The organism is Leadbettera azotonutricia ZAS-9 (assembly GCF_000214355.1).
Lineage (GTDB): Bacteria > Spirochaetota > Spirochaetia > Treponematales > Breznakiellaceae > Leadbettera > Leadbettera azotonutricia.
On the sequence record NC_015577.1, the window covers coordinates 1497154 to 1522114 of the forward strand.

A 24961-nucleotide genomic window follows, 5' to 3' on the forward strand; every position below is an offset into this window, starting at 1 on the left:
TAATGTAACTATCCGATACTAATAATATCTTTATTATATAAGGTGATAGGACAAGAGTGAATAGGTTAAAGCATGCCCTTTGGGTGATTTTTACAGGTTTTTGCCTCTTTTCAGGTTTTTCGCCGGTTTTTTCCCAAACCGCCTTCGCCAAGGGGGAAGAATTCTTCATGCAGAACAAGCCAAAGGAGGCCCTGGGCTTCCTTGAGAACGCGGTTGCCGAAGATCCCGCCCATGTGCAGGCTTTTATCTACCTGGGCATTGTCTACCAGCAGCTGGGCCTCCAGGACGAGGCTATTGCGGCGCTCCGGAAGATACTCCCCAGGGGGGGGCAGGAAACGGCCAAAATAGCCTATAACCTGGGGAACGCGTACTTTGCCAAGAACAACATGGATTCTGCCCTGCAGTTCTATACCCAGGCCATCGAAGCCAATGGCAGCTATTCTTCGGCCTATCTCAACAGGGCGAATGCCAAGATCAAGGCAAATTCCCTAAGGGATGCGATTGAGGATTATCAAGCTTACCTTGTCCTGGAGCCGCAGTCGGCAAAAAGGCCCCAGATAGAGAAGCTCATCGCCTTTATACAGGATGAATTTGCCACGGAAGAGCGGCGCCGCATTATGGCTGAAGAAGCCGCCCGGGCGGAGGCAGAACGCAAAAAGCGGCTCATGGACGAAGTTTCGGCTTCTCTCCAGGCTGCCGCAGAGGACAGCAAGGGCCTTTCAGCCGGAAATGAAGATGTCCAGGGTTATGACGGCGAATTCGAAATGGAGTGACGTCATTTAGTTAGTTTCGGGAGGGGTTGGTTTCATGCATTTGGATAGAAAGAAAATAATCATCGGGGTTGCCGGAATCCTGCTTCTGGCTGGCCTTGTTGCAGGGGGGATTTTCCTGTTCCACCGGGCAGGGGGGGCCTCCAAAGATTTGGGGATTGCTGCCCAGCTGAGCCAGGCTGAGCAGGCCAGGCAGAATACCTTGCAGTTGATTAGGGAATACCTTGCTGCCGGGGAGTTTCAGCGCGCCCTGGACCTTATTGATAAGCTTCTTATTGAAAACCCCGATGACGGGGAGGCCAGGCAGCTCAGGGGGGAGATACTTGATGCCCAGCGCCTTGCGGCTTTGGATGCCGCCGCCGCCGAGGCTGCTGCGGTTGCGGCTGCCGCTGAAGCTGCCGCCAAAGCCAAGCCCCTTACGGCCGAAGAAATCGCTGCCCAGGCAAAGCTTGAGGAACAGCGCCGGCTTGCCCGGGAAGAAGCCAGGGCCCGTGAAGAGGCCGCCGCTGTTGCCAGGGCCGCTGAAGCTGCTGAACGGAAGGCGGCTGCCGATGCCGAAGCTGCCCGCCGCAAGGCCCAGGAAGAAGAAATATCCAGGGCTTCACGGGAGCTTCAGGCTCAAATGAATGCCGTAAGGGATCTCGTGAGCCAGGGAAAAGCCTCTCTGGACCGGAAGGATTATAGCGGGGCGCGCGCTGCTTTTGATGAAGCCAGGAAACGGCTTCCTCCAGGAGAAGATCGCTTTGCAGGACAGGTGCTGGCTGAAGTGGCGGATGCCTGGTATGGGGCAGGCAATGCCGATACCCCCGAGGGCAGGGAAGCCACAGCCCAGGCCGTTGCCCTGGCAAAAGAAGCCATAGAAAAGTATCCCTCCCAGGCATTGCCCCACTATACCCTGGGCAAGGTGTACCGGGATCAAAGGCAGTGGGACAATGCGGTGGCGGAACTTAAGGAAGCTTCCCGCCTGGATCCTAAAAGCTTCACCTATGCGTACGATTTGGGAAGGGTCTACTTCAGCTCGAACCGTTTTGCGGACGCCCGTCAGTCTTTCGAGACCGCCACAAGCCTTAATCCCAATTATGAACCTGCCTGGTACAACCTGGGCGGCACCCTGCGGCAGTTAGGCCGTCAGGATGAAGCCCTTGCCGCCTTCAGGCGGGCAGTAACTGTAAAGAGCGATTATGCCGTTGCCCACCGCGAGATAGGCCGCATCCTGGTTCTTAAAAACGATTTCAAAGGCGCAATCGAGGCTTTCAACAAAGCCCTCCAATACAACCCCGGCGACATAGCATCCCTCAGGGAACTGGGGGCGGCCCAGAGCGCGGCAGACGATTTTGCCGCCGCCGAATCTTCCTTTAATAAAGCCCTGGCTTCGGCTCCCGACGATGCCCAGACCAATTTCAATATGGCAGTTGTAAAACTGGGGCTCAAAAAAAATACCGAAGCCCTGAACTATGCCAGAAAGGCTGCGAACGCTGCGCCTTCCAATGCTTCATATTCCTACACCCTTGGCCAGGCTTGCGAGGCGGCGGAGGATCTGGACGGCGCAATCGCCGCATACCGCAAGGCTGCTTCCCTTGATCCCAAATACGTGCGGCCCCGCGTCAACCTGGGGAGCATATACCTGGCTTATGGCTTTACCAATGAAGCCCTGGAATGCCTCCTTGAGGCTTATCGTATTGAGCCTGCTTCCTTCGAAGTGAACAACAACATGGGCGCTGTGTATGCCAAAAAAGAAGACTGGCCTGCCGCAGTGGAACATTACGGGAAAGCCCTGGCAGTAGAACGAAATAACGCCACAGTGCGCCTCAACCTTGCCCGTGCCCAGGCCGGCGCAGGGAATCTTGCCAGCGCCCGGGATGAATACCGCGAAACCCTGCGCATCGAGCCTTCCAACTGGGACGCCCTTTTTGAACTTGGCAAGACCTATGCCAGTCTTGGGGACACCGCCCAGGCAAAGCTGTCCCTCCAGGATCTTATTAAGCGCAACCCCAATTATCCGGGCAAGAGCGAAGCCGAAAAAATCCTTTCGGGACTTTAACATTTTTACACTTAAAAGGAGCATCCATGAACGCCATAATCACGGTAGTCGGCAATGACAAAGTCGGCATCATAGCAAAAGTCAGCGCCTTTCTTGCCGAAAGGAGCATTAACATTGAGGACATCAGCCAGACCATACTCTCGGGCAATTTTGTAATGATGATGATGGTTAAACTGGCAGAGGAAAATTCGAACCTTGAAACGATTAAGGCCGAACTTGTTGAGTTGGGGAAAGCGCTGAATGTTTCCATAAGCCTCATGCACGAAGGCGTCTTTAGCGCGATGCACAGGATTTGAGCAATGCTGTTTACACCATTAGAGATAAAAGAAACTGTCGATATGTTCTTGCGCTACAAGCTGGACATCAGGGCTATCACCCTGGGTATTTCCCTGCTCGACTGCGCCTCAAGTTCCGGGGACGAAGCCCGCAAAAAAATACGGGAAAAACTCCGCCGCATTGCAGGGCCTTTGGTTAGAATAGGCCGTGATATCGAAACAGAATACGGCATCCCCATCATCAACAAGCGCATTGCCGTAACGCCCATTGCCCTCATAGCTGCCGCCTGCAGCGAAGAGGATTACACCCCCTTTGCGCAGGTGCTGGACGAAACCGCAGTGGAACTGGGCATCGATTTTGTGGGAGGCTTTTCCGCCCTGGTGCAGAAAGGCTTTACTTCCGGCGACAAACGCCTCATTTCTTCCATACCAAGGGCATTGGCCGCCACCGAGCGGGTCTGTTCTTCGGTAAATGTGGCAAGCACCAAGAGCGGCATCAACATGGACGCGGTAAAGCTCATGGGCGAAACCATCAAGGAGACCGCTGAAATTACCAAAGACAGGGACGGCATAGGCTGCGCCAAGCTTGTGGTATTCTGCAATGCCCCCGAGGACAACCCCTTCATGGCCGGCGCATTCCACGGGCCCGGTGAAGGGGAGTCCTGCCTCAACGTCGGGGTCTCGGGCCCCGGGGTAATCAAGGCAGCCCTCGAAGCCCACAAGGGCGCAAGTTTTGACGAGCTTGCGGATGCGATAAAAAAGACCGCCTTCAAGATAACCCGCATGGGCCAGCTTGTGGGCATGGAAGCAGCCAAACGCCTGGGCGTCCCCTTCGGCATTCTGGACCTTTCCCTTGCCCCCACCCCCGCAGTGGGCGATTCAGTGGGCCGCATCCTCGAAGAAATGGGCCTTGCAGCCGCTGGCACCCACGGCACAACCGCCGCTCTTGCCATGCTTACCGACATGGTGAAGAAAGGCGGCGTCATGGCCTCTACCCACGTGGGCGGCTTCTCCGGGGCCTTTATCCCGGTCTCCGAAGACGAAGGCATGGTTGCCTCGGTACGATCCGGGGCAATGAGCCTCGACAAGCTCGAAGCCATGACCTCCGTATGCTCCGTTGGCCTCGACATGATAGCCCTTCCGGGCGATACCCCTGCTTCCACCATCTCCGCCATCATAGCGGACGAAATGGCAATCGGCATGGTGAACCAGAAAACCACCGCAGTGCGTGTAATTCCCGTGCCCGGCAAGAAGGCAGGGGACTGGGCGGAATTCGGCGGTCTCCTTGGAGGAGCGCCCATTATGCCCGTAAATACCAACAGCAGCGAAGCCTTTATTGCCCGGGGCGGCAGGATTCCGGCGCCTATACACAGTTTCAGGAATTAGGGGTTTCTTTTAGTATTTTGAATACACCTCATCAGCAGTTCCCTGTTCCACAATGCGCCCCTGCTTCATCACCGAAATACGGTCGCAGAGATAGTAGACCAGGTTCAGGTTATGGGAAATAAAAAGCAGTGAAAGCCCCAGGCGCTTGTTCAAGTCCCTGAATAAATTGAGGATCTGCGCCCCTACCGAAACATCCAGGGCGCTCACGGGTTCGTCGGCTATGATGAGGCTTGGATTAAGCATAAGGGCGCAGCCAATTGATATGCGCTGCTTCTGCCCGGAAGACAATTCGCCGGGTTTCCGCTTTTTGTAGGATGCATCCAGGCCGATGAGGTCGAGCATTTGATCCACTCTTTTTGTCCGCTCTTTTTTATCCCCGATACGGTGGACCCGCAATGGTTCTTCCAATATCCAGCCTGCCTGCATCACGGGGTTCAATGCCCCGGAAGGATCCTGGAAGACCGCCTGTACCATAGAGGCCCTTTCTTTTCGGAAGCGGCTGCTTTGGTAGCGGCTGGCCCTCATGCCCTGCATGGGCTTGTTATTCAAGATTATTTCGCCCTCGTAGTCGAGGAGGCCCAGTATGCATTTGCCCAGGGTGGTTTTTCCGCAGCCCGACTCGCCTACAAGGCCGTGGATTTCCCCGGGATGGATTTCAAGGCTGACATTGCGCAGAACCTGCTTTTCCTCTTTTTTGCCGAAGGCGCCGAAACGGCGGCTTATATAAGCATTGGAAACATTATTTACAATAAGCATAGTGGCCTGGGCTTATTTCCCTTCCTGCGGGGAAAGATTTTGTGCATTGTTCCGTTGCTTTGGAACAGCGGGGGGCAAAAGGGCAGCCCGGCGGGCGTTCTTCTTCCACCGAAGGGACTTTGCCCGGTATATTGGCAAGGTCCTCTCCCTTGAGGTTTCTACCCGGTATGGAGCCTACAAGCCCTCTGGTGTATTCATGGCCGGGATTTGCAAACACTTCTGCCGCGCTTCCCTCTTCCACAAGGCGGCCCGCATACATCACCAGAACCCTTTTGCAGAGGCGGCTTATGATGGAGAGATCATGGGAGATAAAAAGCACAGAAGTACCGAATTCGGCATTGATGCCTTTCATTAAATCCAGAATTTGCGCCTGTGTAGCAATGTCCAACGCGGTGGTAGGTTCATCGGCTATGAGGAGCTTTGGTTTGCATATCATGGCCAGGGCAATCATCACCCTTTGGCACATACCCCCGGAAAGCCTGTGGGGGTAAGCTTCCATAAGTTTTTCCGCATCCTCAAGGCCGAGCTTTTTTATAAGCTCAATTGCCTGGGCCTTTGTTTTTGCCCTGTCCTTTTCTCCATGTATATAAAGGGTTTCCGTGATCTGATCCCCCGCTTTTAGCAGTGGGTTCAATGAGGGATAGGGTTCCTGAAACACAAAAGAAATATCTTTGCCCCTTATTTTGCAGAGTTCTTTTTCGCTTAATTTGAGGAGATTCACCGCCCCCCCGGAGGTATCAAAATAAATATCTCCCCCAATGACTTCCGCTCCCCTTGCAAGCAGCCCCGCAATGGAGAGGGCCGTAAGGCTTTTGCCGCAGCCTGATTCGCCTACGATGCCCACGATTTCTCCAGAGTGGACTTTAAAGCTCACATCCTGCACAGCGGTAAAAATTCGAGATCCTTTCCGTATGCCTATGGAAAGATGTTCCACGGAAAGCAAAGGAGCGGCCATGCTAGGAATTCCTCTGCCTCAGGCCCTCACCCAGAAAGTGAAAGGCCAGGACAGTGAGCATGATCATGATGCCGGGGGCCAGGGCGCACCAGGGTGCATTAAAGAGGTAGTTTTGGGATTCCGCGAGCATGCGGCCCCAGCTTGGGACAGGCGGCTGTATCCCCAATCCCAGGTAGCTCATGGTGCTTTCCGCCAAAATGGCGTTGGAAAGCCCCAGCACCGAGGCTGAAAGCAGCGAGGGGAGGAGGTTGGGCAGTATATGCACAAAGATGATACGCCTTCTGGATGTCCCCTGTATGCGGGCAGAAAGCACAAAATCGCGGCTTTTGTACTGGAGGGTCCCGCTTCTCATAACCCGCGTAAAGCTGGGCACAAAAAGCACAAGCAGGGCTATGATGAGGGTTGCATGGCTGTTCCCTAAAATGGCAACCATCACCAGTGTCAGCAGTATGCCGGGAAAGGAGCTCAAGGTGTCCATAAGGCGCATAACGAGTTCATCCCAAAAGCCTCCCGCGAAACCTGAAACCATGCCTATGGCGGAACCTGCCGCGGCGCTCCCCGCAACGGTTACGAGCGCCACAAGCAATGTGTACTTGCCCCCTGCCATGACCCTGGAAAAAATATCCCTGCCAAAATTGTCTGTTCCCATGAGGTGGGCGGAACCCGGAGGGCTGAAACGGTTCCTGCTGTCCATATCATTATAGCCATAGGGCAGGTAGAAAAGGCTTGCCAGTATCATAGCCCCTATAAGAAAAGCGAGGGCTGCGCCGATCATGAAATTCATATTTTCGGCGGTTTTCATTGCGCGTCCTCCCTCACCCTGGCGTCGGCGATCCGGGGATCGATAACGCGTATGGCTATGTCCACCAGGGTGTTCCCCAGTACCACCACAAAGGCAATGTAGACCACCAGGGTTTGAGCCATGGGGTAATCCCGGGATGTAATCGAAGCGATGAGAAGCCGCCCTATCCCGGGAATGGTAAAAACCTGTTCTATGACTATGCTGCCCGAAAACACTTCCCCAATGATCATGCCTAAAAGCGTTACCGCAGGGAGGCAGGCATTTTTTACCACATGCCTGAACAGAGCCTGGCTGCGGTTAAGCCCTTTGCTGCGGGCTGTACGCACATAGTCGCTATTGAATTCCCTGAATATGGAAGAGCGCAAAAATTTTACCAGTATTGCTGCATTGGGCAATGCAATGGCCAGGGCGGGGAAAAACAGGCAACCTAAAAACCCGGTATAGTTTTCCCTGTAATCGATATAAGAGCCAGGCGTAAATAGTTTAAAGCCAAGGCCAAAAATCCAAATCAGCAAAACACCCAGAAAAAAACCAGGCATAGAAATATTAATCGCAGTAAAAGTGTTAACCAGCCTGTCCAAAAAAGAATTCTCTTTTTTTATGCCAATAAAAGAAGCGGGAACAGCAATAATAATAACCATTATGAGCGAAATTATTGCGAGATGAAAGGTCACAGGCAGCCTTTCGGCAACCATGGCCGAAATGGATTCGCCCCTGAACCTGGATGAGTTGCCCAGACTGCCTGTGACAAAAGCACCGAGCCAGGACGCATACTGTATTGGGAGGCTCTTGTCCAGGCCAAGCTCGGCCCTCATGGCTTCAACCTGTTCCTCGGTAGCATCAGTTCCCAGCGAAAGCAGCGCCGCGTCGCCTGGTATAATATGAAAACAGGCAAAGGTGAGGAGAGAAACCAAAAGCAGGGTAAGGAGGGTTATGCCGAGCCTTTTCCCGATATAGTACATGCCCTAGTTTGCCCAATATATTGTAGAAAAGTCTATCACCGCCAGGGGATAGCTCAGGGCGCCTTTAAAACCATTTCGGTACACCTTGAAGCTCATAATGTCCTGTATGAACACGCTGGCTGCATTGTCGGAAATGACGCGCTGGGCCTGCTTGTAAAGCGAATACCTGGCGCCTTCTTCGCCTTCCTTCAGGGCAAGCTTATAAATGCTGTCATAATCGGCGTTATTGAAGTTTATAAGGTTGCCCCCGGCTGTGGAAACATAGCGCCCCAGAAAACTCCTGGGCGAGAGGGGCACCCCTGAACCGTCAAAGGAAATGATAGTGGCCTCGTACTTGCGGCTCCGGTACACATCGCTGAGCCATGTAGCCCAATCCACAAGCCGTATGGTGGCATTGATCCCCACCTTGCCCAGCTGATTCACAATCACCTGGGCAGTATCAATGTGCATGGTATAATTTGAAGGCACAGTAATTTCAAGATTGAACCCTTTCTCATAACCTGCCTCGGCCAAAAGGGCTTTTGCTTTTGCCTCGTCTGTGGGGTAGGGGTTCGCCAGGGAGGATTCGTAGATGTTCCTGAACCCAGGTATAAGGGGGCTTCCCGAAGGCTGGCCCCAGCCGTAAAAAGCAGTGTCAATAATTTCTTTTTTATCGACAGCATAATTGATAGCCTTCCGCACCCGTTCATCGTCCAGGGGTTTCGCTTTGTTGTTCAATGCGAAGAGCTGCACCATATTGGAATTGGCTTCGATAATATCAAAGTCGTTACGGTCAAGCTGTTCCACAATGGAACCCACAACTTCTGCGGCGTCTATGTTCCCTCCCCGGAGCCCGATTTGCAAGGCATCGCTGTCAGCCACGAAAACCAGCGTAACCTTGTCCAGCAGAGGCAGGCCTTTGTTCCAATAGTAACCGTTCTTTGCCAGCACCAGGGACTGCTGGGGCGTATAGCTTTCGATCCTGAAAGGCCCGGTGCCTATAGGCTTGTTCTTCCTGTCAGGGTTGCTTTTTGGCACTACCCCAATGGTGAGGTAGGGGAGGAATTCAGGGTCCGCTTCTTTTAGAATGACATTGATTTCTCCGGATGCCGAGATTTCAATTTTTTCGATTTGCCCATAGCCGTCGAATCCTGCTTCCTTGGCGGTTTGCAGTGTGTACTGCACATCCTCTGCGGTGACAATTGAACCGTCGTGGAATTTGATCCCTTCCTTTAAAACAAAACTGTAAACCAGGCCGTTCTGCCCTATGCCGAAAGATTCCGCCAAGGCAGGGAGCAGGCTGCCCGAAGCATCGGGTTTTACCAGGCCCTCGTACACATTGAAGAGGACTGCCCGTCCGTCAGCTGTGTTGGCCCTATCCAGGGGATCAAGGGTTGCCAGTTCAGAAGCCATGCCGAAGCGAAGCTCGCTGCGGGGGGGCTCAACGCTTGCCTCCGTTTGCCCGCCTTTGGCATCCGGAACCGGAGATTCCTTCTGGCGGCAGCCAGGCAAAACCACAGCCAGAGCCAGCAGGGAAACAATCGCGCTAATCCTCGTTTTTGCCCTTTTCATTATCGCTCCTGTTGAAATGCCCGATTATACCCAAAATGGGCCTTTTCTTCAATGCGCATTATATCATATTAAAATAATGCAAATAATAGGTAATCAATAGGCCCGCCTTGGGCACATGCTTTAAATTTTTTCCTTCAAGTTAAATCTCCATTTTTGCACCAGGGAGGCTTGACCTATATTGCCAATTTGGATCATTCTGTAGTATATTATGATAGATTGAACTAAAAGGTATAAAATATCTTCAGGGGGATTGAGATGGCTGATGAAGGTGTAGTCTATATAAACGCTGAGGAAGGGATGAAGCGGGTGATGAACAATGCCAAGCTTTACGCCAAGCTTCTTGGAAAATTTAAGGCTGGCACAAACCTGGATGAGCTGGTTGCCTTTGCCGCTGCCCAGGACTGGGAAAAGGCCCAAGGCGCCGCTCATACCATTAAAGGCATTGCCGCCAACCTTTCGTTCACCGAGCTTTTTAAGCAATCCCTGGACGTGGAAACCCAGATCAAGGGGAAGTCACTTGACCCCGCGTCCCTGGAGAGCCTTAAAGCTTGTTTCGCCGAGACTTTAGTACAGATCGATAAGGTGATAGCCCAGTATGCCGCTTAACGACAAATCCCCTACAGTCCTTGTGGTCGATGACGCTGAGGTGAATGTCATGATCCTGGAGGAAATACTGCAGGACGATTATCATGTTATCACCGCCAACAATGGGAAGAACGCCCTGGAAGCCCTTCGCAAAGCGTCTGTTCTGCCCAAGCTCATCCTGCTGGACGTGGTTATGCCCGAAATGAACGGCAGGGAAATGTTCGACATACTCAAGGCCGATGCTACCTTCAAGCGCATTCCGGTCATTTTTATCACTGCGGAGAACGATTCCGAAAGCGAACTCCTGGCAGCAGGGGCTGTTGACTTCATCAACAAGCCCTTTACCCCCGAAATCGTCAAATTGAGGGTCAGAAACCAGATAGAATTAAAGAATTATTCGGACAGCCTGGAAGAAATGGTGGCGGAAAAGACCGCCGAGGCCACCAAAACCCTTGACAATGCCCTCCAGGGCCTTGCAAACGTCATTGAGCATCGGGATTTGGAGTCGGCGAGCACGTCAAGAGGACCCAGCTCTATGTGGGCACCCTCCTCAGCTACCTTATTGATACCAATTCCGTCTATGCCGAGGAATTCAAGGGCCTTCAGCCCGATATCATCGTTAAGTCCATGGCCCTCCACGATGTCGGCAAGATTGCCATCCCCGACCGCATACTCCTCAAGCCCGGCCGCCTTGATCCGGAAGAATACGAGATCATGAAGACCCATACCACCAGGGGCAAGGAGATTATCGGGGAGCTGGGGGATATCAAATCTTCCCTTTACCTCAAGCATTGCGAAGAAATATGCTATGGCCACCATGAACGCTGGGACGGCAAGGGCTACCCCCGCCAGCTTGCAGGCCAGGATATTCCCATCGCGGCCCGTCTCGCATCCCTGGCTGATGTCTACGATGCCCTGGTCTGCGCCAGGGTCTATAAAGCCGCCATGCCCAACACCGAGGCAGTGAAGATTATCGTCGAAGGCAGGGGTACTCAATTCGATCCCATCATTGCCGATGCCCTCGTCCAGATCCAGGACGAATTCAAGAAGATAAGCGAACAGTATTCCTGATACTGGAGGTGGCGGGAGTCGGACCCGCGTCCTGGTGTGCGAGATACAAGCGTCTACAGGTTTAGCCGCGCATTGAATTGTCGGGAGGAGTTTGGCTGCGCAGCGCGCGGCTTCTCCGTATTCCGGAATTTTCTCGCCGCACACCGTCCGGAAGCGGTGCTTGGCCAGCCTTGATTGTGACGCGGGAGCCGTTCCTCAAGGCGGCGGAACGGTCCCACGCAATTACGCAGCTAAGGCGTAGTTGTAATTGTCGTTGTCGGCAATTAAAGTTTTGCCCAATCAGGAGATGGGCGCTCCACCTGCAGCCTGTACCCCGAATCGCATCAGTCGAAACCGGTGCACCCCCGAGATAGCCTGTAAATATAATACATCATGGCCTCCAGAGTCAACACAATAACCCAGAAAATCGATTATATACCTTGTTTTTTCGCTCTTGCCGCGATAGGCTTATGGTATAATGATGGAGCTGAGTGAAATTGAAGCGCAAACGGTGCAGGGGATTGAGGGCTTTCTCAATTCCCGGAACCCCGATGAAGGCGCCCTGGTAAGGCAGCGTTTTGGCTGCCTCGATAACCTTGCAAAGGCTATTTCGGGGTATCCTTCGGTCAGGGAATCCCAGATGCTCAGGGGGGTAGTCAGGGACGAACAGAAGCTTCTGGCAGCCCTTTGCTCCTTTGGGGCGGCTTCCCATCTGCTCCATATACCTTCCCGGGTGGTCATGGCCCGGAGCTTCCTTGTAGCCAAGTATCAGGCTTTTTCACTTCTTCATATTCTGGTCAAGGAAACACGGGATTTTGAAGAACCTTTGAAACGCATTATTTTTTCTGTTGTTTTTACCCTGATGACCGAGGAGGTCTATTTTTCCTGTCTTGACGATCCCGGCTTTTCCCAGGAGATCAAGATACGGGTGGCGGACGATCTTATAACCCTCTGGGACAGCGGGACAGACCCCCGTTTGGTACGTCATTTTCCCGCCCTGGAAGCCCTCTGGACCGCCAGGGACTCTTCGCCGCCGGCCTTTGGCACCATGAACGGCACCAGCGAGCTTTTGCGCATCACCATAGACATGGAGAAGGATTGGCAGGAATTTCTGATTGATCAGTCCACGATGGACGAGACCCGCTGGGCCCTTGAAGAATTTCTTTTTGGCCTTTCCTACGAGGAGATAAGCGAGGTGCGTTCCCGGCTTGCCCGTTTCGGCATTGCTGCGGTGAACCACGATGAGGTAAGGACATACCTGGGTTCCAACCCCGCTTACGAGCCTGTTTCAGGTTCGGATTCCAGGGCTATCTACGACTTTTATGTGGACCGCAGGGATGCGGCCAATTTCCGCAAGAGAACTTCTGTCCCGGGCCCTCAGCGTACCCTGGAAGAAATTTACCTCAAATACCGCATAGCCCGGGAATGATTCGTTGCAAAAACAACGGACTTGCAAACCTCAAACCAATATAATACAGGTAGCCTTTAAAGGGGGGTGCTATGACTTACCGCTGTCCCGGTGCTGAAAATATCAGGACTCCGACGCTGGCTACCAAAATCTGCCCTGTCTGCGGAGGCGATATAGACTTGTTTTCCATTGATACCCAGGGAGTCTGCGAAAAATGCGGCTTTGTCGCCTTCAATGACACCAAAACCTGCGTCAAATGGTGCAAATATGCCCGGGAATGCGTGGGCGATGCCCTCTATGAACATATAATGGCTGCTGAAACCGCAGGATCTACCAAATAGTCAGAGGCGGCGACTTGACTGCCACATCCTTCCGCCAGGAGTTGTCTGCTTCGAAAGAGGGCCTTGCCGGAGCAGGGGGCTTTGCCGGGGCAGCAGGCTTTGCAGGAACAGCAGGCGAGGGGGCGCCCAAGGCAAGGCCCTCGCCCAGCTTTCCGGCTTCTGCAAGGGTCTCGCGTATCCTGTCCTGGGTTTTTGCAATATTTTCAAGGGCATCCTGGGTTCCAGTGCGTATCTCTTTTATCTCGGCACGGGTTTTGCCGGAGAGGGCATGGATCTGCTCCAGGGCAGAACGGAAACTCTGCTGGTTGGCCATCATGTCTGCACTGTTGTCATGGATTTTTCTGATGATGCTCGCGGACTCGAGAATCGCCGATTCGGCGGCGCTTGGGCTTTCACGGTTCTTTTGGGCCGATTCATGCACTGTATTGAGGCTTTCTGCCAGGTTTTGTATTTCCTTGCTTAAGGAGCCGAAGCTGCCGGAAGAAAGCTCGCTGGCCTTAAGGGCTTCGGCGATTTGCCGGGTGACGGCCTTGATGGCATCCTGAATGTTTTTGGCGTTTTCTTTGGTGGACCCTGCCAGTTTTTTTATTTCCTTTGCCACAACCGCAAAACCTGCTCCCGCAGATCCCGCATGGGCGCTTTCTATGGCGGCATTCATGGAGAGTATATTGGTCTGCTCGGAAATCTGGTTTATTGCCCCCGTCATTTCCGTGATCTTTTCGAGGTTCTCGGAAGCCCCTTTTATAAGCTCGTGGACCGAATGGGACTGTTCCTCGCCCATAGCAGCTTCTTTTTTGAGGCTTCCGGCTTTGCCTTCTGTTTCGCTGATGTTGAAGGAAACAGAGCCCGTAGGTTCTGCCGCTTTATCAAGCCGGTTTTCCGCATTGGCAATGAAACGTTCCTGTTCCGCTGCGGCATCCCTAAGGGAAGAAAAATAATTTTCAATAAGGTCGATAGCCCCTATAGCCTGGACCGAAGCGCCTTCAATTTCGCTGAACTGGCCGGTCACCAAATCAAGGACTTCCCGGAGATGGGCCGCCTCGGCTTCCCTTTCAATGCCTTCATTCCTGAGAAGCTCAGTGGCCTCGGCGCTGCGATCGCTATGAGCCTTTAGAATTTGATAGAATTGCGCCAGGGATGCTTGATTCTTTTCCAGGGCGTCCTTTGAGCTTTTTAGGCTATTCAAGAATTTTGCAGCCCAAAGGAAGAGGAGGGTCATGCCTCCTGCAGCCAGTATCCAGTTAACGGCGCTCAACCTGAGGAGCATGGCGGTCCCGGCTTCTTCATCGCCTTTGAACAAAAAAATCTGAAACGCCGAAAGAAGGGCCATGAGGATTATAGTGCCGGCGATGATGCAGAGGCCGGCTGCCTTATTGTTTTTCATATTGTTGAGTTTCATTATAGATATATTCCAATTTGATTCCCGCTTTTTCGAACATAGCCTCCGAATCGGTACCGTCATGGTAGCGCCTCTGGCAGACCACACGGATTATGCCGCAATTGATAATCAGCATGGCGCAGGTACGGCAAGGGGTCATGCGGCAGTAGAGGGTAGAGCCCGCGATGCTTATGCCTCGTTTGGCAGCCTGGCAAATGGCGTTCTGTTCAGCATGGACGGTGCGTACGCAGTGGGTAGTGACGCTCCCGTCTTCATGGAGCATTTTTTTGAACTGGTGCCCGACCTCGTCGCAGTGGGGGAGGCCCGCAGGGGCGCCCACATAGCCTGTGACCAGGATCTGGTTGTCTTTTGCAATGACACAGCCCGAACGGCCCCTGTCGCAGGTGGCCCGTTTGGAAATTGCGTCGCAAACTTCCATAAAATATTCGTCCCAGGTGGGCCTTGTGTAGTTTGTTTCTTCCATGCCCTTTTTTCCCCTTGTTTTATTGTCATTCCCTGTATAAATTATGGTCATGTTTTCCCGTTTACACAATGGCTTAAGGCAAAAAATATGAAGGCTCCCTGTTTTTTGACTGTTTCCATGAATCCCACTCTTCAAAAAACCCTGGTTTTTTCTGATTTAATCCCCGACAGGGTGAACCGTACCGGGGAATACCGCCTGGACACTGCGGGAAAAGGCATTGATGTAAGCCGGGTCCTGACCCAGCTGGGCAAGGACTGCACTCACCTGACCCAGCTGGGGGGTATGTTCCGGCCGCTTTTTCTGGAACTCTGCGCTGAGGATAATCTCAAGGTAGAATGGGTCGAGAGCTCGAGCCCTATACGGTTCTGCTATACCCTCATCAATAAAGCGGCCCGCCAGGTTACAGAGCTGGTGGAAGAAGGCGATAAAGTGGGGGAGGGGACTGAAAAAAGGCTGATGGCAGCCCTTGACCGCCTTCTTGACGGCAGGGCTTGCATGATTATTTCCGGCACCAAGGCGGCAGGCTTTTCCGACGCCCTCATTCCGGAAATGGTTCGCATGGCAAAGGCAAAGGGTCTCAGGGTGGTGCTGGATGTCCGGGGCAAGGATCTCCTCAACAGCCTGCCCCATAAACCCGACGTGATTAAGCCAAACCTCTATGAATTTGCCGCCACCTTTGCGCCGGACCTGGTGGAGCGCAATGAAATCGCAGGGGATCCGGGTTTCATAAAAAAACGCGTTGCAGCCCTTTGCGAAGAGCTTCATGCAAGACACGGTTCCAAAATAGTCCTCACAAGGGGCTCTTCATCGGTCTGGTATTTTGAGTCCCATGAGCTTGAGGAATTCACCGTTGTTCCTGTGGAAGCTCTGAATACCATAGGTTCAGGGGATGCCTTCACCGCAGGCTTTTCCGCGGCCCTTGAAGACGGAGCGTCTCTCAAAGACGCAGTGGCAGAAGGGTCCCGCTGCGGCAAGCTCAACGCAGCCCTGCTCAGGCCCGGGGTGATATGCTAGCCAGCATCTCCGTATAATACCTGGTTTCAATTTTGCTCTCGTCAATGCCGATTTTTGCGAGGAAGCCCAGGAGTTCGGCCCTGGCTTTGGCAACCGTTTCGCTCCGGCTATTATCCGCCAGGATTTCAATCTCTGCGAACCAGCCCAGGCCCATCAGCTCTGTCAATTCGGCAGTGAGGCTTTGGTATTTATAGGAGCGTCCTTTTTTATGTTTGGCTTTTCTTTTTTCCAGGCCCAGCAAGGCGAGGAGTTCTTCAAACTCAGCAGCCGAGGAGACATCGAATTCCCTTTCATCGTTAACCTCAATGCCGTCCCGCAGTTCCTTGTTTTTGAAGGTAGCATGGACAATTTCTTCTGCCCTGCCATCAGGAAAAGCAAAAGTCTCGCCCCGTATCCGAAGCCCCGATTTCGGGAAGCTGCGCTTTTCTCCATCTTTAGGGAACCAATATTCATCGGCCCTGTCAAAAGAGCCTTTAAATTCCGCAATACTGTCCAATTTCAGCTGGACAGCTTGTGGATTGTCCACCCAGGCCTTCAATTCTATTTCAGTTGCCATAGTAAGCCTCCCTTTCCAGTTGATTATACAATACTTTGCATTTTTTTAAGCCTCTTTTATGAATTTTCAGCATTTGCCGTTGCTATCCTGGGCAAAGGGGGTTATATAATACATATAAGCCCTTATAAAAAAGGGTAATTGTACCGATATTATATGGATATGAACCATCGAAAAGGTATAATTGGCATAATTTTGGTCTTTTTGACTTTTCTGCAGTTGTTGTATGCAGAGGAGAAGGTTCATGTTGTCCAGAAGGGGGATACAATATACTCAATAGCCCGTGCTTTTTTTGTCGACAAGGACGAGCTTATGAAGTACAATGGAATAACAGATCCGACAAAGCTGCAGGCAGGGCAGCGGCTGAGGATCCCAGCCGCCTCTGCTGTTATGGCTTCATCGCCTGCGGCGGCGCAGGGCCAGGAATTAATGCATAAAGCAGCCAAGGGCGATACGTTCTATGGCATAGCCAGAAGGTATGGCATCACTGTTGATGAGCTCTTGGCGGCTAACAGCCTGGCAAAAGATTACATCCTTAAGCTGGGAGATATGCTGCGCATACCAGGCAAGCAGAGCGTTCCTGCACCGAACGCCCCTGCAGCGGGAACGGCTGTTTCGGCAGCCCCAAGGCCAATTGAAGCCCGGGATGTGGATGCATCGGTGCGCTGGCCTGTGACAGCCAGGGAACTGAGCTATATGACGGGCAAGATGAGCGGTGTGGTAGTCACCGGCGACAGGGCAGAAGCTGTAAAAAGCCTTAGCGCAGGAACAGTTATATCAGCCGGTCCTTACAGGGGGTTTGGGCGGATTGCCATTGTCCAGGCAGCAGGAGCTTATTTGTATGTTTACGGCGGTTGTGAAAGCCTCTCGGTCAAGGAGGGAGATATAGTAGGGTCCGGGACAGAGTTAGGCAGATTGGGAATCGATGCGGTTTCCGGCAAGCCTCAGCTCTTCTTCATGGTATACCGGAGCAATGCGCCGGTTGATCCGGCCAAGGCCCCCAGAACCTGAGAATTTCACAGTTTTAAACAATTTATTTCAAAAAAAGCGAGGTAAATTCCCATGAACGACGTAGTTTCTGAAAGAAACCGGATTGTCAAAAGGCGGCAGAATACAGCCTCGAGATCCCACAAGAAACCCAGATTAGCCAAAGAAACAGATCCATTGGCTCTGTACTTCAAACAAATTTCCAAATATTCCCTCCTTTCTGCAAATGACGAAAGGGAAATAGGCGAAGAGATGGTAAACCTCACGACCAAGATTCAGGATTTGGAAATATCCTACAAAACCAGGAAAAAAGACACTAGCTATAAAACACGCCGCGAAAACCTCGACAATTTGGTTCTCGTGAATAAAAACAGGATGATCAATTCCAATTTGCGCCTTGTGGTGAGCATTGCAAAGAATTACCAGCACCGGGGGCTTTCGCTTTTGGACTTGATTGATGAAGGGAATATCGGCCTCATCGAAGCAGTAGGGCGATTCGACTACACCAGGGGCTGCCGTTTTTCGACCTACGGCACCTGGTGGATCAGGCAGGCTATCATAAAGAGCATTGCCGACAAGGGCAGGGTTATACGCATACCCATACACATGCTCAATATCATCAAGAAATGCTACTTCGTGGCAAAGCAGCTTACCCAGGATCTGGGCAGGGACCCCAGCGACGAAGAGCTCTCCGAATATTTAGGTCTCCCGGTAGCCAAGGTAAAAGAGATAGTAAAACTGTCCCAGGAAACCACAAGCCTCGACACCATTGTGGACGACGGCAACTTTACCCGCCTTGCGGATCTCATTAAAGATGAATCCACGGTGTCGCCTTTTGAAGCGGCCTTTTCCATGACCCTCCAGGAAGCCATGGGGGAAATCCTTACCCGCCTTTCGGAACGGGAGATGAAGATCATCCAGTTCCGCTTTGGCCTTGCAGGGGAAGGGCCTCTTACCCTGGAAGAGACAGGCAAGCTCCTGGGTATCACCAGGGAACGGGTGAGGCAGATTCAGGAAAAAGCCACCTTCAAGCTGCGCAATTATGAGGAGCTTTACGCTTTCAAGGATGAACCGTAAAATTGGGGAATGATAGAACTCAGGGGCATTAAAAAGGCTTTTAAGGTTTCCAAACGAAAAAAAGGCCTTGGATCTGCCGCGCTTTCCCTTTTTCACCGGGAGTATGATTATATCCGCGCATTGGACGGCATTTCCTTTTCCCTTGCCGAAGGGGAGATAGCTGGCTTTATCGGGCCCAATGGCGCAGGCAAGTCCACAGCCATCAAGATCATGGGCGGCATACTGGTTCCCGATTCAGGGGAGTGCACAGTCATGGGCATGTGCCCCTGGAAGCAGCGGAAAAAATACGTGGGCCATATCGGGGTTGTGTTCGGCCAGCGCACTCAGCTCTGGTGGGATGTGCCGGTTCAGGATTCTTTTGATCTTTTACGGGACATTTACAGGATACCGGAAGAACGCTACAGGGAAAACCTCGGCGAATTAATTGAGCTTCTCGAAATGGCCTCCTTCATCCGGACGCCCCTGCGCCAGCTCAGCCTTGGGCAGAGGATGCGCTGCGAAATCGCCGCTTCCCTCCTCCACGACCCCCAGGTTCTTTTTCTTGATGAACCTACCATAGGCCTTGATGCAGTATCGAAACTTGCGGTGCGCAGGATTATTACCAGGCTCAACAAAGAAAGGAAAATTACCGTCATCCTCACTTCCCACGATATGGATGACATAGAAGCCCTTACAAGCCGCATACTCCTTATAGGCAAGGGGAAGCTTCTTTACGATGGGGAACTTTCAAGACTGCGGGAACGTTACGACAGGCAGAGGCGCCTGGAACTGAGCTTTGAGGCCGGCGAAGAAGCTCCGAAGATCGAAGGGGTAAAACTCATGTCCCGCAAAGAGGCCCATGCTGTCTATGAAGTGGATACCGGCATTGTGAGTGTTTCTGCTGCCCTGGGCATATTAGGCGAAAGCCTCACCATCAGGGATATGAGCGCCGGAAGCCGGCCTATAGAAGAGATCATCGCCTCCATCTACCAGGAAGGGGAATTATGAGACCTGCCCGATTGGCATGGGCAAAGCCCTACCTTGGCATTTTTAAAATGCGCCTTATTGCAGGCATGCAGTACAGGGCGGCAGCCTGGGCAGGAGTGGCGACACAGCTTTTTTGGGGCGGCATACAGCTTCTTGTTTTTTGGGCTTTTTACCGGAGCATGAAACCGGGCGCCCAGGAGCCCATGGCTTTTGGCCAGCTTGCGGATTTTGTCTGGCTGCGTCAGGCCTTCCTCGCCCTTGTGATGCTCTGGGCCCAGGACAATGAGCTTTTGGAAATGATAGCCGGGGGGAATGTAGCCTACGAATTATGCAGGCCCTTGTCGCTTTATTCATTCTGGTTTAGCCGCATGCTGGCTTACAGGATTTCCCGTACTCTTTTGCGCTGTCTTCCCATTTTTTTAATCGCATTGCTGCTTCCCGAACCCTGGCGTTTTCATCTGCCTCCGGATTTTTTCGCTGTATCGCTTTTTGTGCCTTCCCTCATTTTTGCTTCTCTTCTGGTAACGGCAATATCCATGTTTGTCTGTATCTTGACTTTCATAAGCCTTTCGCCTTATGGGGCAAGGCTCTTTGTGGGGGTGGCTGCGGAGTTCCTCATGGGCGCGTTGCTCCCCATTCCCTTTATGCCGGAAGCATTGCAGAAAGCGCTTAATGTCCTCCCCTTTAGGTACATTGCTGATTTTCCCTTCAGGGTTTATAGCGGAAACATAAGTGGGGATGAAGCCCTCATTGGCTTGGGCATTCAGGTTTCCTGGACTCTCGTTCTCGTTGGCCTTGGAATATGGGGCTTTAAATCAGTGCAGAAACGCCTTGTGGTGCAGGGGGGCTGAATGATTTATTTTAAATATCTGGCCATGAACCTTAAAATGGTTTTGGAATACCGCCTTTCCGCCTGGCTTGTCGCGCTTGGGCAGCTCTTTAGCACCCTGTTCTGGTATCTCAGCATCGTTCTGCTTTTTGCGCGTTTCGACAACCTTTTGGGCTGGACCTTTGCGGAGGTCAGCATATGTTTTGCTGTTACCTCCATTGCATTTGCCCTGGCGGAATGTTTTGCCCGGGGCTTCGATACTTTTTCAGGTCTGGTAATACGGGGCGAATTTGACCGGATCCTCTTAAGGCCGAGAAATTCCTTAATCCAGGTGCTGGGTTCCAAAACAGAGATAACCCGCTTCGGCAGGGTTCTCATAACCGTTTGCATACTGGGTGTCGTGATTCCGAAGTCGGGCATAATCTGGACCGCATCAAAAGTACTGACCCTGATATTCATGATCTTCGGAGGCGCCGCGGTCTTTATCGGTATTTTTATACTCGGCGCCGTGGTCTGCTTTTTTACCCTGGAGGGCCTTGAAGTGATTAACATTTTTACTGACGGCGGACGGGAGCTGGCCTCCTACCCGCTGCCGGTCTACAGCAAATGGATACGCCGTTTCTTTACTTTTATTATTCCCCTGGGCTGTGTAAATTACCTTCCCCTCATGTACCTTACAGGCAGGGCGGAAGCCCATCCTGGCCTCTATATGCTTTCGCCTTTATTGGGATTTATCTTCCTCATACCCTGCGCCCTCGCGTGGAAGCAGGGGGTGCGGCATTATGCTTCCTCAGGCTCCTGAGGGCCGAAGGCCTCTTAATTGAACAAGTTCGGCAGGAATGTTGAGAGCCAGGGAACATAGGTGATGAGCAGCACTATTGCCAATTGTATGAGAAGGAAGGGAAGCACATAACGGCATACTGCCACAAAGGGTCTTTTAAAGCGGTAGCTTGCAAGGAACAGGTTCATTCCCACCGGGGGGGTCAGGAAACCTACTTCGAGATTGGTAATAAAGATGATCCCCAGGTGAATTGGATCGATGCCGTAAGCGTAGCCCAGGGGCACAATGAGGGGCAGCACAACCAATATGGCGGAGAATATATCCATAAGGCAGCCTACCACAAGGAGTGCGAGGTTCAAGAGCAGAAGGAATACGAATTTCGATGAGATCGTAGCCTGCATCCAATCGGCGAAATGTTCAGGCACCTGGGAATCGATTATGGAGTAAGAAAGGGCCTTGGCCATTGCCAGAATCGCGAGTACCCCGCCTATAATGGGGATAGCCTTGAAAAATACCTGGGGCACCTTCTTTATCGCGATGTCACGGTTAATCAGCACTTCCGCGATAAACACATATATAACCGATACCGCGCTTATCTGCACCAGCGATAAAATCCCGGAAAAATATCCCCCGATAAGAATCACCGGCAGCAGTATTTCCAGGGCCGATCCTTTTATGGCCGCCCCTGCTTTTTTCAATTCAAAAGGTTCTACCGGGATTTTCACTTTACGTGAAGTGATGATCGCAAAAGCTATCATTGCCAGCACCATAATGATCCCCGGTATTATGGCGCCAAGGAAAAAGTCGATAATATTGTTCTCTATGGTGAGGCCCATAAAATAAAGTATAGAATTTGTCGTAGAGCCCACAAGTATTATGGGGAGGCTCGGCGGGAATAAAAGCCCTATGCCGCCTACTGAGGTGAGGAGGCCTATGGAAAAGCGTTCAGGGTATTTTGATTTTTCCGCCAGTATTGTGTAGAGTATGCCCCCCAAGGCCAGGATGGTAACCCCCGAAGCCCCGGTAAAGGAAGTAAAAAAAGCGCAGATAACCACGGTGGCGATGATCATGCCTCCGGGTATCCAGCTGAAAAGGCTTTTAAAGGTATTGACCAGCCTTTCGCCGGCCTTGCTTTCGGAAAGGAAAAAGCCGGTCAGGGTAAACAAGGGAATAGCGATAAGATCGGAGGCGTCAGTGAAGGCTGAATAAATCTGAAGGGGCGCCGTATCAGGTTCGCCCCCTGCGGACTGAAGCATAATCAGGGCTATGCCGCCTATGACCGCAAATATGGGAGTCCCCGAAAGGGCAGCAACGATGAGCAGCAGTATCACAGGCAGTTTGATGTCGAAAGCCATGTCATAGCTTAAATTGACCCATGACAAAAACGGTTCAGGGAGGTCGAAGCCCCAAAGCAATTTTGTAATCGCCGGCAAGGCGCAGATCGTCCCCAGCAGTATGGATGCAAAGGGCAGCCATTTAAATTTTTTGACCGGCGCCTGCAGGGCAAAGCGTATTGCGATTATCGCAAAACCCAGGGGCATTACCAGGGAAAAAACCCTGTCGGGTATAAAACCTATGCGCTTTCCGGACTGGCCGTATTTGATAAAAGAAATGGAGTCCCAAACCAGGATGGTTGTTACAAAGGCCGATATCATATTGGCGCCAATAGCCAGTATGTTTTTCAGCCTTTCGTTTTTTATATATTGGGTGATGGCAATAAAAATATGCTCTTTCGACTTGGTTGCTATCATGGCCGCAAAAAAACCCACCACCAAAAAGAGATGGGTCATGATCGCCAGTGACGCAGGAATGACGCCGTTAAAGGGCCTTATAATAATTTCCGCTACCGGAATCAGGGCAAGCAGCCCCAGGGCAGCATAGCAGATCCCTTTTTCAAGCCGGTTTAGAATTTTTGCCATGCTTTATTGACCACCCCTCTGCTTTGCCAATATAGCGCTTATCTTTTGATACGTGTCCCGGTCAAAGGTGGTTCCCAAAAGGCCGGGTATGGCTTTATCAATTTCATTGTACCAGAGCTGGGCCTGGGCAGAGCTAGGTTGGTTTACCTTGAGCCCACCCTTGGACATAACGGTGATGGCGCTATTTATGGTTTGCTGCATGGAAGCGTCAAGCTCCGCGGCAATACGGCGGGTAGACTTCATTATCTCTTCGGGGTATTTGGGGTTGAGGTCCGCAATTTTTTTCCACGTAACCTGGTTCATTACAATACCGCCCACAAAGGGGGCCAAATTGAGGGAGAGCATGTTCCTGAGTTCTTTATGCAGCTGATAAGCGGCAACCGCAGCCGGGTTCTGATACGCTGCCATAATGGCCCCGCTCAGGATCTTGGTCCCCACATCGGTAAGATCCGTTTCCACCATTTGGAAGCCCATGGACTTGAATGCCACATTGAGATCATCGGCATCACCATTGGTGGCGATCTTCTGCCTTTTGAGATCATCCGGAACAAAGACTGGATCTTTGGAAAATATATTGACCCAGCCCACTTTGGACCATGCCACCATCACATAATCGGTCTGGTTGATCTGGGCTTCCAGTTCAGGCTGAATTTGGGGCAGCACCGCATTCAATTCGCTGTCGGTACGGATAAGGAAGGGCGCGCTCAAGGTCATAACCCTGGGGTTGATGGCGCTGATGCCGAAGGAGGTAAAGACCGCAGCCTGTATGGTATTGCTCGAAAGGGAGAGGAGCATTTTTCCTTCCCCGCCTTCGGTGCCCCCGTGAAGCACCCGCATCCTCACCTGGTTATTGGTGATTTTTGCCCATTCCACAGCCATGCGGTCGAGGGTCCTTCCCCAGGGGGAATCCTTGGGGACAGGGGAGGCGATTTTTACCTCTATGGTTTCGCCCTGGGATCTTCCCCCCCTCTGGGCAAAAACTTCCGTGGGAACCGCAAACCCAATCAGCAAAACAGCCAGGATGCAAAGGCTTAACTTTTTCATAATTCCTCCGTTATTCGTCCCAATCATCATATTCAAGGAAAGAGAAATAATTATACGCTTCGTCCAGCATGTATCTGGCTTTTCGCTGATTTATGATATTGACCAGCCTATTTGAAGGATCAGCATCCACATCCACCGCCAGGGCTTTTTCGAGGTTGATCTTGAAAGTCTCGTAATCCTGGGCAGGCACGCAGACCGATTGGGCATAGGAAACATACGTCCCTGCCGACTGGCCCTTGGTCTTTTCCAGGGCCTTTTTGTAATGGACCTCGGCAAGTTCCTTGTTGCCCCCGAGCATTTCGGGGAGGGATGAATAGAACAGAATATAGAACTCGTCCAGGGCCCCGTTGTTGAAATCGGGATCAAGCTCGTAAGCCCTGGCAATCATGGCGGCCATTTCGGGTATCCTCACGCCCAGGGCAAAATCGAACACGTCTATGGCATAAGATGAAAGGCCCCCGGCCACAGCCCAATAGAGGAAGGCAACATCGTCTTTCTTCATTTTTTTGAGGATAGGATCCAGGGTCCCGGCTTCTACAGTGGCCTCGGAAAACTTGGGGGTTTTTTTGTCCCCTGGGTATTTATTGTCCAGCCCCCGGTAAAGTATTTCCGTCCCCCTGATGTAGAGGTTCTTCGCCCTTACTTTGGCAGCTTCCCGCTGGTCAAACTGATCGAGGCCCATCATGTCCGCAGGCCCCTGCACAAAGGCGTTGGCGTACATCACAAAGAGCGAACCTGTGGTGAGGAGGAGGCCCTGGTGGTTCGGGTTCTGGGAAAGGAGAGATTCGTACATCTTGATGGCGAAGGGGATCGCATCCCCCACAAGCTGGGGATCGGCGTCCCCGGTAAAGACATCGCTCGATCCGGAACCGGTAAGGGCATCGGACACCTTGTTCATGACCATCTTGTTGATGGAACACGCGGAGAGCATGGGCAGCGCCGCAAGCAGCAGGAAAAGACCTTTTCTCGTTTTCATCATTCCACCCCTCAAATCGTTATCCAGCTATTTGAATATATCTTGTATCCTCTAGGAGTATAAAGTTTTTA

Annotated in this window: 26 protein-coding genes and 1 other RNA gene; 15 read left to right on the top strand and 12 right to left on the bottom strand. The window is 52.1% G+C overall.

Annotation, left to right across the window (positions count from 1 at the left end):
- Positions 1-56: 56 nt before the first annotated feature.
- From TREAZ_RS06445 to TREAZ_RS06460, 4 genes are read left to right on the top strand one after another with little or no spacing between them, the layout of a single operon-like run.
- On the top strand, positions 57-773 hold the full coding sequence (locus tag TREAZ_RS06445) for a tetratricopeptide repeat protein (RefSeq protein ID WP_015711019.1): 717 nt from the start codon (positions 57-59) through the stop codon (positions 771-773).
- A 34-nt stretch (positions 774-807) separates the two neighbouring features.
- Complete coding sequence (locus TREAZ_RS06450; protein WP_015711020.1) at positions 808-2811, top strand: tetratricopeptide repeat protein; 2004 nt, start codon at positions 808-810, stop codon at positions 2809-2811.
- 26 nt (positions 2812-2837) lie between these two features.
- The gene (locus TREAZ_RS06455) at positions 2838-3107 is read left to right on the top strand and encodes an ACT domain-containing protein (protein WP_015711021.1); all 270 of its coding nucleotides are present in this window, start codon (positions 2838-2840) and stop codon (positions 3105-3107) included.
- A 3-nt stretch (positions 3108-3110) separates the two neighbouring features.
- Complete coding sequence (locus TREAZ_RS06460; protein WP_015711022.1) at positions 3111-4472, top strand: PFL family protein; 1362 nt, start codon at positions 3111-3113, stop codon at positions 4470-4472.
- 9 nt (positions 4473-4481) lie between these two features.
- Here TREAZ_RS06460 and TREAZ_RS06465 read toward each other — a convergent pair whose 3' ends face one another.
- Genes TREAZ_RS06465 through TREAZ_RS06485 form a run of 5 tightly spaced genes read right to left on the bottom strand, consistent with a single transcriptional unit; the run spans position 4482 to position 9498 of the window.
- A complete protein-coding gene (locus tag TREAZ_RS06465; RefSeq protein WP_043922954.1) occupies positions 4482-5228 on the bottom strand; it encodes an ABC transporter ATP-binding protein in 747 nt (248 codons plus the stop codon).
- Positions 5212-6183: an ABC transporter ATP-binding protein gene (locus tag TREAZ_RS06470; RefSeq protein ID WP_015711023.1), complete on the bottom strand. Its 972-nt coding sequence runs from the start codon at positions 6181-6183 to the stop codon at positions 5212-5214. The genes TREAZ_RS06465 and TREAZ_RS06470 overlap by 17 nt, the downstream gene beginning before the upstream one ends.
- A 1-nt stretch (position 6184) precedes the next feature.
- A complete protein-coding gene (locus tag TREAZ_RS06475) occupies positions 6185-6985 on the bottom strand; it encodes an ABC transporter permease (RefSeq protein ID WP_015711024.1) in 801 nt (266 codons plus the stop codon).
- A complete protein-coding gene (locus TREAZ_RS06480; RefSeq protein WP_015711025.1) occupies positions 6982-7947 on the bottom strand; it encodes an ABC transporter permease in 966 nt (321 codons plus the stop codon). Before TREAZ_RS06480 ends, TREAZ_RS06475 begins: the two co-directional genes overlap by 4 nt.
- A gap of 3 nt (positions 7948-7950) precedes the next feature.
- The gene (locus TREAZ_RS06485; protein WP_015711026.1) at positions 7951-9498 is read right to left on the bottom strand and encodes an ABC transporter substrate-binding protein; all 1548 of its coding nucleotides are present in this window, start codon (positions 9496-9498) and stop codon (positions 7951-7953) included.
- 255 nt (positions 9499-9753) lie between these two features.
- On the opposite strand from TREAZ_RS06485, the gene TREAZ_RS06490 reads away from it, so the two are divergent.
- Genes TREAZ_RS06490 through TREAZ_RS18420 form a run of 3 tightly spaced genes read left to right on the top strand, consistent with a single transcriptional unit; the run spans position 9754 to position 11154 of the window.
- Positions 9754-10104, top strand: a complete 351-nt coding sequence (locus TREAZ_RS06490; protein WP_015711027.1) for an Hpt domain-containing protein — start codon at positions 9754-9756, stop codon at positions 10102-10104.
- Complete coding sequence (locus tag TREAZ_RS06495) at positions 10094-10801, top strand: response regulator (RefSeq protein ID WP_245535104.1); 708 nt, start codon at positions 10094-10096, stop codon at positions 10799-10801. Before TREAZ_RS06490 ends, TREAZ_RS06495 begins: the two co-directional genes overlap by 11 nt.
- Positions 10711-11154 carry an HD-GYP domain-containing protein gene (locus tag TREAZ_RS18420; protein WP_245535105.1) on the top strand — a complete coding sequence of 148 codons (444 nt, stop codon included), beginning with the start codon at positions 10711-10713 and terminating at the stop codon, positions 11152-11154. Before TREAZ_RS06495 ends, TREAZ_RS18420 begins: the two co-directional genes overlap by 91 nt.
- Here TREAZ_RS18420 and ssrA read toward each other — a convergent pair.
- Positions 11155-11500, bottom strand: a transfer-messenger RNA (tmRNA) gene (ssrA, locus tag TREAZ_RS17695).
- A gap of 111 nt (positions 11501-11611) precedes the next feature.
- Here ssrA and TREAZ_RS06500 point away from each other — a divergent pair.
- Together TREAZ_RS06500 and TREAZ_RS06505 are read left to right on the top strand one after the other, a co-directional pair.
- Entirely contained in the window at positions 11612-12562 is a 951-nt protein-coding gene (locus tag TREAZ_RS06500) for a hypothetical protein (protein WP_015711028.1), read from the top strand.
- Positions 12563-12633: 71 nt separating this feature from the next.
- On the top strand, positions 12634-12882 hold the full coding sequence (locus TREAZ_RS06505; RefSeq protein WP_015711029.1) for a hypothetical protein: 249 nt from the start codon (positions 12634-12636) through the stop codon (positions 12880-12882).
- Here the strand turns inward: TREAZ_RS06505 and TREAZ_RS06510 are convergent.
- Together TREAZ_RS06510 and TREAZ_RS06515 are read right to left on the bottom strand one after the other, a co-directional pair.
- Positions 12872-14266 carry a methyl-accepting chemotaxis protein gene (locus TREAZ_RS06510; RefSeq protein WP_169312612.1) on the bottom strand — a complete coding sequence of 465 codons (1395 nt, stop codon included), beginning with the start codon at positions 14264-14266 and terminating at the stop codon, positions 12872-12874. The two genes, TREAZ_RS06505 and TREAZ_RS06510, sit on opposite strands and share 11 nt — an antisense overlap.
- Positions 14253-14744 carry a deoxycytidylate deaminase gene (locus TREAZ_RS06515; protein WP_043923346.1) on the bottom strand — a complete coding sequence of 164 codons (492 nt, stop codon included), beginning with the start codon at positions 14742-14744 and terminating at the stop codon, positions 14253-14255. The genes TREAZ_RS06510 and TREAZ_RS06515 overlap by 14 nt, the downstream gene beginning before the upstream one ends.
- A gap of 87 nt (positions 14745-14831) precedes the next feature.
- Between TREAZ_RS06515 and TREAZ_RS06520 the strand changes: the two genes are divergently transcribed.
- Positions 14832-15758, top strand: coding sequence for a 1-phosphofructokinase family hexose kinase (locus TREAZ_RS06520; protein ID WP_015711032.1), 927 nt, complete (start codon positions 14832-14834; stop codon positions 15756-15758).
- Here the strand turns inward: TREAZ_RS06520 and cyaB are convergent.
- A complete protein-coding gene (cyaB, locus tag TREAZ_RS06525; RefSeq protein WP_015711033.1) occupies positions 15736-16314 on the bottom strand; it encodes a class IV adenylate cyclase in 579 nt (192 codons plus the stop codon). The two genes, TREAZ_RS06520 and cyaB, sit on opposite strands and share 23 nt — an antisense overlap.
- A gap of 159 nt (positions 16315-16473) precedes the next feature.
- Between cyaB and TREAZ_RS06530 the strand changes: the two genes are divergently transcribed.
- From TREAZ_RS06530 to TREAZ_RS06550, 5 genes are read left to right on the top strand one after another with little or no spacing between them, the layout of a single operon-like run.
- Complete coding sequence (locus TREAZ_RS06530) at positions 16474-17322, top strand: M23 family metallopeptidase (RefSeq protein WP_148257730.1); 849 nt, start codon at positions 16474-16476, stop codon at positions 17320-17322.
- A 51-nt stretch (positions 17323-17373) separates the two neighbouring features.
- Positions 17374-18375 (top strand): sigma-70 family RNA polymerase sigma factor, encoded by a 1002-nt coding sequence (locus TREAZ_RS06535; RefSeq protein ID WP_015711036.1) that lies wholly within the window; start codon positions 17374-17376, stop codon positions 18373-18375.
- A 9-nt stretch (positions 18376-18384) separates the two neighbouring features.
- Positions 18385-19362, top strand: coding sequence for an ABC transporter ATP-binding protein (locus TREAZ_RS06540; RefSeq protein ID WP_015711037.1), 978 nt, complete (start codon positions 18385-18387; stop codon positions 19360-19362).
- Positions 19359-20192, top strand: a complete 834-nt coding sequence (locus TREAZ_RS06545; RefSeq protein WP_015711038.1) for an ABC transporter permease — start codon at positions 19359-19361, stop codon at positions 20190-20192. Before TREAZ_RS06540 ends, TREAZ_RS06545 begins: the two co-directional genes overlap by 4 nt.
- Positions 20193-20972, top strand: coding sequence for an ABC transporter permease (locus TREAZ_RS06550; protein ID WP_015711039.1), 780 nt, complete (start codon positions 20193-20195; stop codon positions 20970-20972).
- Between the two features lie 14 nt (positions 20973-20986).
- Here the strand turns inward: TREAZ_RS06550 and TREAZ_RS06555 are convergent, their stop codons facing one another.
- Genes TREAZ_RS06555 through TREAZ_RS06565 form a run of 3 tightly spaced genes read right to left on the bottom strand, consistent with a single transcriptional unit; the run spans position 20987 to position 24893 of the window.
- Positions 20987-22870, bottom strand: a complete 1884-nt coding sequence (locus TREAZ_RS06555; RefSeq protein WP_015711040.1) for a TRAP transporter large permease — start codon at positions 22868-22870, stop codon at positions 20987-20989.
- 3 nt (positions 22871-22873) lie between these two features.
- Complete coding sequence (locus tag TREAZ_RS06560; protein WP_015711041.1) at positions 22874-23914, bottom strand: TRAP transporter substrate-binding protein; 1041 nt, start codon at positions 23912-23914, stop codon at positions 22874-22876.
- A gap of 10 nt (positions 23915-23924) precedes the next feature.
- On the bottom strand, positions 23925-24893 hold the full coding sequence (locus tag TREAZ_RS06565) for a TRAP transporter TatT component family protein (protein ID WP_245535106.1): 969 nt from the start codon (positions 24891-24893) through the stop codon (positions 23925-23927).
- Positions 24894-24961: the final 68 nt, after the last annotated feature.